This is a genomic window from Microbispora corallina, from assembly GCF_016863035.1.
GTDB lineage: Bacteria > Actinomycetota > Actinomycetes > Streptosporangiales > Streptosporangiaceae > Microbispora > Microbispora corallina.
In genome coordinates this window covers 15170-29268 of the sequence record NZ_BOOC01000026.1, presented here as the reverse complement: position 1 = coordinate 29268, position 14099 = coordinate 15170, and the positions used below count along the sequence as shown (strand labels likewise).

12 protein-coding genes are annotated in these 14099 nt (G+C 75.7%); 7 read left to right on the top strand and 5 right to left on the bottom strand.

The features are described from left to right. Nucleotides 1-11 precede the first annotated feature (11 nt). The gene (locus Mco01_RS23995) at nt 12-1409 is read left to right on the top strand and encodes an aldehyde dehydrogenase family protein (protein WP_204059156.1); all 1398 of its coding nucleotides are present in this window, start codon (nt 12-14) and stop codon (nt 1407-1409) included. After that, on the top strand, nt 1406-2392 hold the full coding sequence (gene add / locus Mco01_RS23990; protein ID WP_204059155.1) for an adenosine deaminase: 987 nt from the start codon (nt 1406-1408) through the stop codon (nt 2390-2392). The genes Mco01_RS23995 and add overlap by 4 nt, the downstream gene beginning before the upstream one ends. Before the next feature lie 108 nt (nt 2393-2500). Here the strand turns inward: add and Mco01_RS23985 are convergent, their stop codons facing one another. After that, a complete protein-coding gene (locus Mco01_RS23985) occupies nt 2501-3256 on the bottom strand; it encodes a type 1 glutamine amidotransferase (RefSeq protein WP_204059154.1) in 756 nt (251 codons plus the stop codon). Between the two features lie 50 nt (nt 3257-3306). After that, a complete protein-coding gene (locus tag Mco01_RS23980) occupies nt 3307-4287 on the bottom strand; it encodes an NADPH:quinone reductase (protein WP_204059153.1) in 981 nt (326 codons plus the stop codon). 82 nt (nt 4288-4369) lie between these two features. On the opposite strand from Mco01_RS23980, the gene Mco01_RS23975 reads away from it, so the two are divergent. The 3 genes from Mco01_RS23975 (at nt 4370) to Mco01_RS23965 (ending at nt 7679) form a co-directional block, all read left to right on the top strand. Further along, nucleotides 4370-5269, top strand: a complete 900-nt coding sequence (locus Mco01_RS23975; RefSeq protein ID WP_204059152.1) for a DNA-3-methyladenine glycosylase family protein — start codon at nt 4370-4372, stop codon at nt 5267-5269. Between the two features lie 103 nt (nt 5270-5372). Further along, nucleotides 5373-5999 carry a TetR/AcrR family transcriptional regulator gene (locus Mco01_RS23970; RefSeq protein WP_239103875.1) on the top strand — a complete coding sequence of 209 codons (627 nt, stop codon included), beginning with the start codon at nt 5373-5375 and terminating at the stop codon, nt 5997-5999. A 135-nt stretch (nt 6000-6134) separates the two neighbouring features. Next, nucleotides 6135-7679 (top strand): FAD-dependent monooxygenase, encoded by a 1545-nt coding sequence (locus tag Mco01_RS23965; protein WP_204059151.1) that lies wholly within the window; start codon nt 6135-6137, stop codon nt 7677-7679. Nucleotides 7680-7714: 35 nt separating this feature from the next. On the opposite strand, the gene Mco01_RS23960 is transcribed toward Mco01_RS23965, so the two are convergent. The 3 genes from Mco01_RS23960 to Mco01_RS23950 form a co-directional block, all read right to left on the bottom strand. Next, entirely contained in the window at nt 7715-9499 is a 1785-nt protein-coding gene (locus Mco01_RS23960) for a sensor histidine kinase (RefSeq protein WP_204059150.1), read from the bottom strand. Between the two features lie 92 nt (nt 9500-9591). Then, nucleotides 9592-10167 carry a DoxX family protein gene (locus Mco01_RS23955; RefSeq protein ID WP_239103874.1) on the bottom strand — a complete coding sequence of 192 codons (576 nt, stop codon included), beginning with the start codon at nt 10165-10167 and terminating at the stop codon, nt 9592-9594. 215 nt (nt 10168-10382) lie between these two features. Then, nucleotides 10383-10976, bottom strand: coding sequence for an Rv1733c family protein (locus Mco01_RS23950; protein WP_204059149.1), 594 nt, complete (start codon nt 10974-10976; stop codon nt 10383-10385). Between the two features lie 286 nt (nt 10977-11262). Between Mco01_RS23950 and Mco01_RS23945 the strand changes: the two genes are divergently transcribed. Both Mco01_RS23945 and Mco01_RS39865 read left to right on the top strand, forming a co-directional pair. After that, nucleotides 11263-13866 carry a bifunctional acetate--CoA ligase family protein/GNAT family N-acetyltransferase gene (locus Mco01_RS23945; protein WP_204059148.1) on the top strand — a complete coding sequence of 868 codons (2604 nt, stop codon included), beginning with the start codon at nt 11263-11265 and terminating at the stop codon, nt 13864-13866. A gap of 106 nt (nt 13867-13972) precedes the next feature. Continuing rightward, on the top strand, nt 13973-14095 hold the full coding sequence (locus Mco01_RS39865) for a hypothetical protein (RefSeq protein WP_275410557.1): 123 nt from the start codon (nt 13973-13975) through the stop codon (nt 14093-14095). Nucleotides 14096-14099 lie beyond the last annotated feature (4 nt).

Below are 14099 nucleotides of genomic sequence, written 5' to 3'. Positions count from 1 at the left end.
GAGTCAATCCTGTGACCGACGTCCTCAACTTGATCGGCGGCGCGCGCGTGGGCGAGCCCGAGATCGCCCGCCGCAACCCGGCCGACCCCGGCGAGGTCGTGGCCGTGACCCCCTCCTCCGACGCCTCGGCCGTGGACGCGGCGCTCACGGCGGCCGTCGAGGCCCAGGCCGCCTGGGCGGCCATGCCCGCACCCGCGCGCGGCGCGATCCTGCTCGACGCCGCCGACCTGCTCCGCTCCCGGCAGGCCCAGGTGGCCGCCGACCTCAGCCGCGAGGAGGGCAAGACCCTCGCCGAGGCGACGGGCGAGGTCCGCCGCGCCGTCGACGTGCTGCGCTTCTTCGGCTCGCTCGGCTGGCGCACCTCCGGCGAGGTGCTGCCGAGCGCGCTCCCCGGCACCACGATCTTCACCAGGCACGAGCCGCTCGGCGTCGCCGCGCTGATCACGCCGTGGAACTTCCCCATCGCCATCCCCGCGTGGAAGCTCGCCCCCGCGCTGATCAGCGGCAACGCCGTGGTCGTCAAGCCCGCCGAGCTCACCCCGCTGTCGGTCGCGCACCTCGGCGACGCCCTCGTGGAGGCCGGGCTGCCCGCGGGCGTGCTGAACGTGGTGCACGGCCCGGGCTCGGTCGTCGGCGACGCGCTGGCCAGGGACCACCGGGTGGCCGCGCTCTCCTTCACCGGCTCCACCCGGGTCGGCCTGGGCCTGCACCGGATCCTCAGCGAACGCCGGGCGCGGGTGCAGCTGGAGATGGGCGGCAAGAACGCCTACCTGATCCTGGACGACGCCGACGCGCACGCCGCCGCCAGGGTCGTCGCCGCGAGCGCCTTCGGCCTCACCGGGCAGGCCTGCACCGCGACCTCCCGGGTGTACTGCACGCCGGGTGTTCGGGAGGCGTTCCTCGGCGCGCTGGCCAAGGAGGCCGAGTCGGTCACCATGGGCCCGGTGGTGAGCGAGCAGCAGCTGGCCGCGGACGTGGCGGCGATCGACACGGCCAGGGCCGAGGGCGCCGAGTTCGTCGCGGGCGGCCGGCCCCCGGTGGGCCAGTTCCTGCCCCCCACGGTCCTCACGGGCCTGGGCCACGACTCCTCCGTGGTGCGCGAGGAGATCTTCGGTCCCGTGGTGGCCGTGCTCGGCGTCGAGTCGTACGAGGAGGGTCTCGACCGCGTGAACGACTCGCGCTACGGGCTGACCGCGGGCATCTGCACGCAGAACCTGGCCGCCGCCCACCACTTCGCCGCGCACGCCCAGGTCGGCGTGGTGAAGGTCAACCGGCCCACCACCGGCCTGGACCTCAACGTGCCGTTCGGCGGGGTGAAGGACTCCTCGTCCAACACCTTCAGGGAGCAGGGGACCGCCGCACTCGACTTCTACACCTGGAGCAAGACCGTCTACATGGGGCACGAGTGAACCTGGTCGCGCTGCCCAAGGCGGAGCTGCACCTCCACCTCGAAGGCGCGATCCGGCGGGACACCGCGGCCGAGTTCGCCGACGCGTACGGCCTGCCGCTCCCGCCGCGCGGGCCGTACGACGGGCTGGGCGCCTTTGTCGGCGCCTACGAACGTGCCCGCGACCTCGTCGGCACGCTCGACGACCTGCGCCGGATCGCCCGTGAGCTGGTCGAGGACGCGGCCGCCCAGGGCGTGGTCTGGACCGAGGTGCACGTGATCCCGCCGACGTACGCGGGCAGGCTCGGTCCCGCGGAGGGCGTGCTGGAGGCCGTGCTCGACGGCCTGCGGGCGGGCTCGTCGCCCGCGAGCGGCGCGGGAGTCATCGTGGGAGTGAACCGGGGGCTGCCCATGGCCGACGCCGAGCGCTCGCTCGGCCTGGCCCTCGCTTACCGCGACCAGGGGGTGGTCGCCCTCGGGCTGGCCGGCGACGAGGCGCGCTTCCCCGCCGAGGCGTTCTCGGACGTCTTCGCGCGCGCCCGCGATGCCGGGCTCGCCGCAGTCCCCCACGGCGGCGAGGGCGCGGGCGCCTCCAGCGTGCGCGCGTGCGTCGAGGTGCTCGGCGCGCGCCGGGTGGAGCACGGAGTCGCGGCCGCCGAGGATCCGTCCCTGCTCGCGCTGCTGGCCGAACGGGGTGTCTGCCTGGACGTGTGCCCCACCTCCAACCTCGCTCTGCGGGTCAGCCCGTCGCTGGACGCGCACCCCCTCCCACGGCTCCTCGCGGCGGGCGTGCCGGTCACCCTCAACAGCGACTGCCCGCTGTTCTGCGAGACCAGCCTGGTCGGCGAGTACGACCTGGCCTGGCGCCGGCTGGGCCTGTCCCCCTCGGACCTGGCCGCGATCGCGGAGAACTCCCTGCGGTTCAGCGCCTGCCCGCCCGGCAGACTGGACAGGGCGCTGGCCGGCATCGGCCGCTGGATCGGCTCCCAGCTAGGGACCTCCTGATCCACGGCCTCACCCCGGAAGAGGCGTGCGTCCGCGGCCGGCGTCGCCGCGTCTACGAGACATGACAGTCGGGGACGCGACCAGCGTGCCGCTCCAGGCGGGGACGCGTCAGGCGGTGGCGCGGGCGCCGCGGACGACCTCCGCGAAGCGGGTGGCCACCGTGCGCCAGACGGGCGCGGAGACCCGGTCGTCGGCCACCGCCGCCCCGTACAGCACGTCCGGATCGAAGCCCTGCCGCCTGAGCGTGCTCGCGTCCCACCCGCGGATCCGCTCCGGCCCGACCTCGGGGTGGAACTGCACGCCCCAGGCCCGGCGGCCCACCCGGAACGCCTGATAGGGGCACCGCTCCGTCTCCGCCAGCCACACCGCGCCCGGGGGCAGCTCGGTGATCGCGTCGACGTGGTGCTCGATCGCCGGGACGACGCCCGGCAGGTCGTGGAAGAGGGGGTCGCCCGCCGCCTCGGCTCTGATGGTCACGGGGGTGCTGCCCTGTTCCGGAGCCCCGGCGTCGCCCCGCACCCTCCCCCCGGCCACCGCGGCGAGCATCTGGCCGCCCAGGCAGATTCCGAACAGCGGCACCTCCGCCTCCAGCGCCCGTGCGACGAGGGCGCGGGTGGCGGGCAGCCACGGCGCCCGATGATCGTCGTCGGGCAGGTAGCCGCCGCCCAGCACGAGCAGCGCGTCATAGCCGGGCAGCGCGTCACGGCCGACCAATGCGTCGTGGCCGAGCGGCGACGCCGGCGGCTCGTCGAAGCCCGCGACCGTCTCGACGACCAGCCCGGCCTCGGCCAGCCACGCGCCGAACCTGGCGGGCCCGCTCTCGTGTCCGCTCTGCACGGCCAGGACACGCGGCTTTCCAGACATGGCTCATCACCGTACCGAACCGTGCGGGACCGGCTCAGGGCGCGGGTGCGTCACGCTCGGGGCAGCAAAATGAGGCGCTTTCCGTGGAGCTCGCCGTTCTCCATGCGGCGGTGGGCGGTGGCGGCCTCGCTCAGGGGGAGGGTCTCGGTGGAACGCGGGCGCAGCCGGCCGGCGGCCAGCAGGCGGTTGAGGGCGGCGGCCGCCTCGGCCAGCTCTGCCGAGGTGGCGTGCGAGATGACGAACCCGCGAATCGAGCCGTCCTTCATGTAGAGCGGCCCGGCCGGGAGCACCGGGCGGGACGCCGCCCCGGCCAGCAGGACGATCCGGCCGCGCGGGGCCAGCAGGTCCACCGCGGTGGTCAGGTCGTTGGCGCCGGAGGTGTCCAGCCACAGGTCCACGCCGCCCGGCGCGGCCTGCCGGAGGCGCTCGGCCTGCCCCGGGTCGCGGTAGTCGACGACCTCGGCGGCGCCCAGGGCCCGGCAGTGGCCGGTGTCGCGGGCGGCGGCCGTCGCCAGCACCCGGGCGCCGGCCTCGGCCGCCATGACGATCAGCGCGCTCCCGACGTTTCCCGCCCCGCCCCCGACCAGCACCGTCTCGCCGGGCCGCAGGCCGCCGTGCGTGAACAGGGCCAGGTACGCGGTGGCGCCGGGGTGCACCACGGCGACGGCGTCGACGGGCGGCACGCCCGCGGGGAGGTGGTAGAGCCGGTCGGCGGCCACCACGGCCTGTTCGGCCGCGGCCCCCTGGCGTCCCCCGTGGCCCAGGCTGTTGCTCCAGACCGGGTCTCCGACGGCGAACCCGGGGGCGCCCGGCCCGGCGGCGGCCACCGTCCCGACCAGGTCGCGGCCGATCACGAAGGGGAACTCCATCGGGGTGCGGAAGACGCCGGAGCGGACGAACGTGTCGACCGGGTTCACGACGGTGGCCAGCACGTCGACCAGGACGTCGGTGGGGCCGGGGACCGGAGGGGGAAGTTCTCCGTACCGGATGACGTCCGGCGGACCGAGCCGGTCGACGAAGGCTGCGCGCATAGTCAGGATTCTGGCGCGGGCCGTCCGCTCGCGGTCGTACGGGGCGGGTTCCGCCCGTCGCCCGGCCTCCTACCATACGCGCATGACCACGCACGGATTCACGCTCACCGCCGAGGGCCCGTTCGACTTCGGCGCCGCGTTGCGCTTCGTCGAGGACTGGCCGGCCACCGGTGGGCTGCCCTCCGACGGGCGGGCGCTGCGCTTCGCCTACTGCGCGGAGTCCGACTGGCTGCCGATCGGCGTGACCGTGACGGCCGCTCCCGGTGGAGTCGCCGTGGCCACGACCCGGGCGGCCGGGCCCCGGGTCAGGGACGAGGTGGCGCGGATCCTCTCCCTCGACGTGGACGGCACCGGCTTCGCCGAGATCGCCGAGGCCGACCCCGTGCTCGGCGACCTCCGGCTGCGCAGCCCCGGCCTGCGGCCGGTGTGCTTCTGGAGTCCGTGGGAGGCGGCCTGCTGGGCGGTGATCGTCCAGCGCTCGTCGATGGTCGTCGCCGCCCGGCTCAAGCAGCGCATCGCGGAGCGGTACGGCGCGAGGGTCACCCTCGACGGGCGGACGTACTGGGCCTTCCCTCCTCCCGTGACTCTCGTGGAGGCCGGCGGCCTGGGCCTGCCCGCGCAGAAGGAGGAGTGGCTGCGCGGGCTGGCCCGCGCCGCGCTCGACGGCGTGCTGACCGCCGAGCACCTGCGTGCGCTCGCTCCGGAGGAGGCCCTGGCCGAGCTGCGCGCGCTGCCCGGTGTCGGGCCGTTCTCCGCGGGCCTGATCCTGATCCGCGGCGCGGGCGCGCCCGACGCGTTCCCCGGCGACGAGCCCCGCCTGTTCGCGATCCTGCGCGAGGCGTACGGCCTGCCTGAGGACGCCCCGCCGGCCGCGTACCGGAAGCTGGCCGACGGGTGGCGGCCGTACCGGTCCTGGGCGTCCTTCCTGTTCCGGGCGACCGCCTACGGGGTCGTGGACCAGCGGAACCCAGCCCGCGACTAACTGGAGCGAGCAGGCGGGGGACCTATCGAAGAAAAGTGCGCGCCAAGCAAATTTGCGCGTCACGCATCTTTGCGGGACACGCACGAATTGGTACGGTGGTCTCGTGAACGTGGAGGACGGCGGCCGGGCGGGACTGCGCGAGCGCAAGAAGCAGGAGACCCGCATCGCGCTGAGCTGGGCGGCCGTCCAGCTCGTGGTGGAGCGGGGGCTGGAGAACGTACGGGTGGAGGACATCGCGGCGGCCGCCGGGGTGGCTCCGCGGACGTTCAACAACTACTTCTCCAGCAAGGCCGAGGCGATCGCGGCCCGCCACCTCGACCGGGCCCGGCTGATCGCCGCCGAGCTGCGCCGCCGGCCGCCGTCCGAACCGCTGTGGGAAGCCCTCCGGCACGCGGTGGCCGCGCGGATGGCGCTCGGGGTGCCCCCGCCCACGGGCGCGCCCGACCAGCAGTGGGTGGACGGCGTCCGGCTGATGATGTCGGAGCCCTCGCTGATGGGCGAGTTCATCAAGGCCGAGGCGACGGCGGAGGCGGAGCTGGCCGCCGCCGTCGCCGACCGCACCGGCATCGACCTCACCCGCGACCTCTACCCCACCCTGGTCGCGGGGGCCGTCGGCGTCGCCGTCAGGACCGCCATGCAGCACTGGCTGCGCGCCGATCCACCCGTCCCCTTCATGCCGCTGGTCGAGTACGCCCTCGACCAGCTCGCGAGGGGTCTGCCCCTCCCCTGATCCCGGCGCGTTCCCGAACGCGCCTCTCCGACGCACATCCGGCCGGGTAAGCGCCCCCGGTCCATGCCGTCGTGCCCTCTTTCACCGGCTCCTGCAGAGCCGGACGTGTTCATCGACCCCAGAAGGAGTACCGCCATGCCCGTGGACGTGGTGATCGCCGGAGCCGGACCGAACGGCCTCATGCTGGCGTGCGAGCTGAGCCTCGCCGGCGTGCGGCCCGTGGTGCTGGAACGCCTGATCGGCCAGGAGGAGGAGAACCGGGCCAACGGCCTGGTCGGCCAGGTGGTGCGCGCGCTCGACCGCCGCGGCCTGTACGAGCGGATCACCGGCGACGCGCAGGCGCCCGCCCCCGCGCCGCGTTACATGTTCGGCGCGCTGCCGCTCGACCTGTCCGTGCTGGACGACAACCCGCTCTACATGCTGCCGGTGCCGCAGCGGCGGCTGGAGAGAGTGCTGGAGGCGCGCGCGCGGGAGCTCGGGGCGGACATCCGCCGGGGCCACGAGCTGACCGGGCTCTCCCAGGACGACGACGCGGTGACCGTCGAGGTCGCCGGGCCGGACGGGCCCTACCGGATCGAGGCCCGCTACCTCGTCGGGGCCGACGGCGGCCGGAGCCTGACGCGCAAGCTGTCCGGCATCGGATTCCCCGGTCTCACGCGGGACGACGGGATCTCCCTCGCCGCGCACGTCTCGGTCCCCGCCGAGCTGGTCGATCCGGCCACCGGCGCGCTGAACGTGCCGGGCTACGGCCCCGTGCCGGCGTTCCTCCACCACCGCACCGAGCGCGGGCTGTTCGTGTTCGCCGCGTTCCCGGGGCGGTCGCCCATGATCAGTACGCTCGAATGGGGGCGGGCCGAGGGGGACGCGCCGCCCACGCTCGACGACCTGCGCGACAGCATCCGCCGGGTGCTCGGGGCCGACCTGCCGTTCGGGCCGCCCGAGGGCGACGGCCCGCACCTGCTGCGCCGGCTGACCGGGGGCAACACCCGGCTGGCCGAGCGGTACCGCGACCGGCGCGTGCTCCTCGCGGGCGACGCCGCCCACGTGCACAGCGCGCTCGGCGGCCCCGGGCTCAACCTGGGGCTGCAGGACACGGTCAACCTGGGCTGGAAGCTGGCCGCCGAGATCCACGGCTGGGCCCCGCCCGGACTGCTGGACACCTACGACGCCGAGCGGCGGCCGGCCGCCATGCGGGTCGTCATGCACACCCAGGCGCAGTCGGCCCTGATCGCGCCCGGCCCCGAGGTCACCGCCCTGCGCGAGCTGTTCGCCGAACTGCTGGGCGAACCCGCCACCGTGCGGCACATCGCCGGCCTGCTGTCCGGCGCCGACATCCGGTACGACGACGGGGGCCCGGGAGCGCACCCCCTGACCGGCCGCGCGGCGCCCGACCTGCTCCTGGAGACCGACGCCGGAGCCGTACGGCTGGCCGAGCTGACCAGGACGGCGCGGCCGCTGCTGCTGGACCTCACCGAGGGCGCGTCGCTCGTCGGCGACCTGGCGGGGTGGCGCGAGCGGGTCGACGTGGTGGCCGCCCGCGCCCGGGACGCCGCGCCGGCCGCCCTGCTGCTGCGGCCGGACTGCTACGTCGCCTGGGCCTGCGGCTCGGTCCGCCCCGACGAGGGGGAGCGCGAGGCGCTGCGCTCGGCGGCCGCCCGCTGGTTCGGCCCGCCCGCCTGAGGCGGGCCGGCCTGACCTCCTCGCCGGACGGGCACTCAGACGTCGAGGGGGACGCTCCACTCGAGGCGGGTGCCGCCGCCTTCGGGCGCGGTGACCTCGAAGGCGCCGCCGAGCCCCTCGGCGCGGTCCGCCAGGTTGCGCAGGCCGCTGCGCCGCCCGGTCTCGGGGACGCCCACGCCGTCGTCCCGCACGACGAGGGTGAGCCGGCCGTCGCCGGCCCGGACGGTCACGTCGGCGCGGGACGCCTTGGCGTGCCGGACCAGGTTCGACAGGGCCTCCCGCAGGACGGCCAGCAGGTGCTCGGCGACGGGCTCGGGCACCTCGCTGTCGAGGCGGCCCTCCAGGCTCAGCCCCGGCATGAAGCCGAGGTGGCCGCGGGCGTTCTCGACGAGGTCCACGATCTGGCTGCGCAGGCTCGGGGCGCCCTCTTCGCGCGGGGTCTGCAGGGCGAAGATGGTCGAGCGGATCTGCCGGATGGTGGTGTCCAGCTCGTCGATCGCCGTCTGCAGCCGCGAGGACGCCTCGGGCCGCTCCACCAGGCGGACCGCGCTCATCAGCGTCATGGCCACCGCGAACAGCCGCTGGATCACGACGTCGTGCAGGTCCTTGGCGATGCGGTCGCGGTCCTCCAGCAGGCCGAGCCGCTCGGCGTCCTTGCGGGCCTCGGCCAGCTCCAGGGCGACGGCCGCCTGCCCGGAGAACGCGTGCAGCATCCGCAGCTCTGAGGTGCTGAACGGCATCCGTCCTGGCCGCTTGACGAGCGACAGGACGCCGCGGACGGCCCCGGGCGCGCCCAGGGGCACCGCGGCGACCGGGCCGAGGGAGAGCCCCTCGCCGAACGCGAGCAGCAGGTCGCTGCCGGCCGGGTCGTCGACCATGAGCGGCTCGCCGCGCAGGAAGGCCCGGCCGGCGAGGGAGCCCTCCACCGGCACCGTCCGGGCGGCCCGCTCGGCCCCCGACCCCGTGCCGGTCGCGCCGGCCCCCAACCCCGTCCCGGCCTCCGCGCCGCCGGTTGTGCCGGCCTCGGCGGGGACGCGGAGGGACTCGCCGTCCTCCAGGACGGGCTGGAGGGTGTCGTGCGGGCCGGGAAGCAGGATCGCCGCCGCGTCGGCGTCGGCCATCTCCCGGGCCCGGTGCGCGATCAGCCGCAGGACCTCCTGCGGGTCGGCGCCGGACAACAGCCGGGTGGTGATCTCCGAGGAGGCCTGGAGCCAGGTCTCGCGGCGCCGTGACGCCTCGTACAGGCGGGCGTTCTCGACCGCCACGCCCGCGGCGGTGGCCAGGGCGACGACGATGGCCTCGTCCTCCTCGTCGAACTCGCCGCCCCCGCGCTTCTCGGTCAGGTACAGGTTGCCGAAGACCTCGTCCCTGACCCGTACGGGAACGCCGAGGAAGCTGCCCATCGGCGGGTGGCCGGGCGGGAAGCCGTACGACTCGGGGTGCTGCGAGATGTGGGACAGCCGCAGCGTCCGCGGCTCCTTGATGAGCAGTCCGAGCAGGCCGAGACCGTGGGGCCAGTGCTCGATCCTCGCGATCTCCTCCTCGCTCAGGCCGACCGGGACGAACTGGACAAGCGTGTTCTCCTCGCCGATCACGCCCATGGCGCCGTAACTGGCGTCCACCAGGGTCGTCGCGGTCTCCACGATGCGGCGCAGCACGGTCTCCAGGTCGAGGTCGCTGCCGATCGAGACGACGGCCTCCAGCAGCGCGTGCACACGGTCACGGGTGGCCAGCACGGCCTCCAGCCGTGTCTGCAGCTCCGACAGCAGTTCGTCCAGCCGCATGTGCGGCACCAGAACCCGGGGTTCGTGGTCCGTCATAGCGGAAGTGTCCCACCCGCACGACGAAGGCGCCCACCCCCCGGGTGGGGGCGGGCACCTGTGGCGTCCTCGGCCTGGAGGCCGCGTCACGGCTACTTGAGGACGGGGTGGCGGCGGACCAGGGCGGTCTCGCCCCACCAGCGGCCGAGCCCGAGGGTCCGGCCGGCGCCGGCGACGGCCAGGCCGATGATCACGATCGCGTAGACGATGTGCTCGTCCAGGAAGGGGTTGGTGGTCAGGGGCAGCTCCGCGGCCCACATGAGCGCCAGCAGCAGGGTGCCGGTCCCGGCGGCGATCCGGAGGCCGACGCCGAGCACGAGGGCGGCGCCGATGCCGAGCAGGCCGAGCATGAACAGCCAGTCGACCCAGCCGTGCCCCGCCAGGTCGGCGAACACACCGCCGAACGTCTTGTCCGCGGTGCCCTTGAGGAAGCCGGTCGTGGGGCTGCCGCCGTGAATCCATGCCTTGTTCGCGGGGGTGGCGAACCCCCAGCCGAACATCTTGTCCAGGAAGGCCCACAGGAAGATCCAGCCGATGGCGATCCTGGCGACCGCCCAGACGTACTCGGCCGGGGTCGTCCGGACGGGAGCGGCGGCTTCGGTGACCGTGGTGCGGGGGGTGACGCCGTCGAGGTGGTCCCTCTCGTGGCGTCCTTCGATGGTGGCCATTGCCGGCCCCTTTCACTGCTGTCCGTTCTTCTGTCGCACCTCAATCACACCGTTCCTGGCGTTCGCGGAGCAGTGCCATAGGGCTCGGCCGGACGCCCCCGAGGTCCCCCTCCGCCGGGACCTTCGTCCTTCGCGCGGGCTCGCCGGGAATGCGGAAGGCCGCCGGCGGGGCGCGTCCTCCGGCACGCCCCGCCGGCGGCCCTCTGGTCCCGCGGTCAGATCCTCGGCCGCCGCCACCTGCGGTCCGCGGCCGCCCAGGCGTCGTCCCAGTCCCGGTACCGGCCGCGGTCCAGCACGGCCCGGCCCACGGCGAACACGCACAGCGCGAGCGCCGCCCCGGCGGCCAGCACGCCGAACCCGGCCGCCCCCGCCCGCGCCACGGTCTCCGTACGGTCCTGAGGAGGCGTGGTGGGCCGGCCCGCCGGATCCACCCACACGGCGACGTGCGAGCCCGTCCGGACCAGCAGCGCGGTGGGCACCCGTCCCGTGCGGACCTCCCCCGAGGGCAGCGTCCACCGCACCGTCGCCTCCCCGAGCAGCGCGCGGCTCTCGGCGAGCGTCTGCGGCGGCCACGCCGCCACGACCGCCGGCACCCGCTGCCGGACGGACGGCCCGACCCGCTCGGCCGCCGATCCGGCGTCGTACACGACGCGGCCGACCGCCAGCGCGGGCCACAGGGCCAGCAGGACGGCGGCGAGCGCCACGGCGGCCAGCGCGGCCTCGATCCGGTCGGAGCGCCGCCGCAGCGGGTTGCGGTCGGGGCGGTAGCGCCGCACCCGCGTCATCGTCCATCCGGCCAGCGATCTCATGGCGCACCTCCGTGAACGGTCCCATGGCCACCGTCGGCCGGACCAGAGGGGTTCGGCAGGGCTGGACGGCACGCGGGAACGGGACGTATGTCCTGTGCGACCGGCCGGGCGTCCACTTCCCCGGACGCGGCCGTCCACACCCGGACCGGAGCGCCCGATCCGCGTGCCGCCGCCGGTCACGGGGTATGCGACCCGTGACGGCGCCGGCCGGATCCGGGACCTCAGTCCCGGACCCGGGGGCACGACGCCCCTGGGACACGCGGCGGCGCCGGGCGAGGCTGCCACCATGACCCGTCCCGTGACCTGTTCCGCGACCGGACGCCCGGACCCGGACGGCGGCGGATGCGACGTGCTGCTGCGCGACGGCGGCATCGCCCGGATCCGCCCCTTGCTCCCGTCCGACCGGGAGGCGCTGCACGCGCTGGTCGACAGGTCCTCCGAGCGCTCGGCCTACCTGCGGTTCTTCACCGGCGGCAGGGCCACCGCCCATGGGTACATGGACCGGATCACCGGTCCCCGCCACCCCGGCCGCGCGCTGGTCGCGCTTATGCGGGACCGGCTGGTGGGGGTGGCCGAGTACCTCCCCGACCCCGAGCGCCCCGAGGCGGAGGTCGGGATCCTGCTGGACGACGAGGTGCACGGGCACGGCCTCGGCACCCTGCTGCTGGAGCATCTCGCGCTGGACGCGGCCGAGCGCGGCGTGGAGGAGCTCGTCGCGGTCGTGCTGCCCGGCAACGGCCCGATGCTGCGGGTCCTCGCCGACCTCGGGCTGCCGGCGACCCGGCGGCACGAGCCGGGCGAGATCGAGGTGCGGATCGCCCCGCTGCGCGACGGCCGCCTCCTGGAGGAGGTGGAGCGCCGCACGCACGAGGCCGAGCGCAACTCCCTCGCCCACGTCCTGACGCCCGCCTCGGTGGCCGTGGTCGGCGCGAGCCGCGACCCCGCCCGTGCCGGCCACCGGATCCTGCGCGCCCTCGTCGACGGCGGCTTCCCGGGGCCGATCCACCCCGTCAACCCGTACGCGGCCGAGGTGGCGGGGCTGCCGGCCTACCCCGGGCTGGGCGCGGTTCCCGGGCCGGTGGACCTCGCCGTGGTCGCCGTCCCGCCCGCCGCGGTGCTGGAGGTCGCCCAGGACTGCGCCCGCCACGGCGTCCGGGCGCTCGTCGTCGTGAGCTCCGGGTCGCCGGTCCCGGGCCCGCTCGCCGAGGCCGGGAACGGGGACTCCGCACGGGAGCTGCTGCGGACCTGCCGGGAGGCGGGGATGCGCCTGGTCGGCCCCGGCTCCCTCGGCGTGGTGAACACCGCGGCGTCGCTCCACGCGGCGGCCCTGCCCGGACGGCCGCCCGCGGGCCACCTGGGCCTGATGTCGCAGCCGGGCGCGTCCGGGATCGCCCTCGTCGAACGGGCCCGCCTGCTCGGGCTCGGCATCTCCTCGTTCGTGTCGGTCGGCGGCAAGGCCGACGTCAGCGGGAACGACCTGCTCGAATGGTGGGAGGACGACCCGGAGACCAGGGTGGTCGCCCTCTGCCTGGAGTCGTTCGGCAACCCCCGCAGGTTCGCCCGGATCGCCCGCAGGATCTCCGCGAAGAAGCCGGTCATCGTGGTCGCGAGCCCGGACGCCCTGGACCCCGCCACGCCCCCGCACAACGCGGGCGCCGCGGCACCCGACCCCGTCGCGTGCTCGGACGCGGCGGCTGTCGGCGCGCTCCCGCCGGCGGAGCCGGCCGCGCGTCCGGGCGTCGGGGCCGCCGCCGAGACGCCGGACGTGGCCCTCGACGCGCTGTTGCGGGGGGCGGGGGTCATCCGCGAGGACGACGCGCGGGACCTGCTCGACACCGCCCGCCTGCTGGCGCTTCAACCGCCGCCCGCCGGGCACCGGGTGGCGATCGTGGGCAACTCCGGCGACGCGCAGGCGACGATCGCCGGCGCGTGCGCGCGGCGCGGCCTGCTCGTCCCCGAGCTGTCCCCCGCCACCCAGCGGGCCCTGCGCGCGCGGCTGCGCCCGGCGGCGGCCGTCGCCAACCCCGTCGACCTCACGGCCGGGGGCGACGCCGGGGAGTACCGGGCCGCTCTGGAGGCCGTCCTCGCCGACCCGTGCGTCGACGCGGTGCTCGCGGTCTACACGCCGCCGTTCGGGTCGGGCCTCGACGCGACGCGCGACGCCGTCGCCGCGGCCGCCTCCGGCTCCCCGCTGACCGTGCTGGCCTGCGTGATGGGCCACGACGGGCTCATCGGCGACCGCGTGCCCGCGTACGCGTTCCCCGAGCAGGCCGTCCACGCCCTGTCCCGGGCCGTCGAGTACGCCTCCCGGAGGGCCGGGCCGCCGATGTGCGACGCCGCCCCTCCCGAGGTGGACGCGCGGGCGGCCCGGGAGATCGTCGACCGCGACCTGACGGCCCACCCGGACGGCCGGTGGCTGGACGAGCCGCTCGCCGCGGCGCTGCTGTCCTGCTACGGCGTCCACGTGACCCCCTCGGTCGCGGCCGGGGTCCAGGACGCCGCCGCCGAGGCCGTCGAGATGATCGTGGGCGGCGTGGCCCACGACGCCTTCGGACCGCTGATCACGATCGGGCCGGCCGGTTCGGGGGGCGTCACCGACCACGCGTTCCGGGTGCCGCCCATCGACCGGGCCGAGGCCGTCCGGATGATCGGCGAGCTGCGGTGCACCGCCCTGCTGTTCGGCCGGTCCGGACGGCCGCGAGTGTGCGTCGAGGCGCTGGAGGATCAGATCGTCCAGGTGGGCCGCCTGATGGACGACCTCCCGGAGATCGCCGAGCTCGCCCTCGACCCCGTCGTCGTCACGCCGGCGGGCGCGGTCGCGACCGGAGCCCGGGTACGCCTCGCTCCGGCCGCCCCGCCTCCCTCGCCGTACCGCAGGCGCCTGCGCTGACGCGCCGGGCGATTCCCCCGGCGTGGGGATTCGCCCGGGCCTCGTCCTCTAGCCCCCGGGCGGCGGTGGCCCGGCGTCCGTCTGGGACCTGGAGACGGGCGTCCAGGTGTCGCGGTTCACCCTGGAGAAGGGGTACGGCGTGTCCGTCGTCCTCAGCGGCGACGAGCGCCGGGCCGCGATCGCGGAACCCGCGCGCAACCGGCTGTCCGTCAGCGCTCTGGCGGAATGACCCG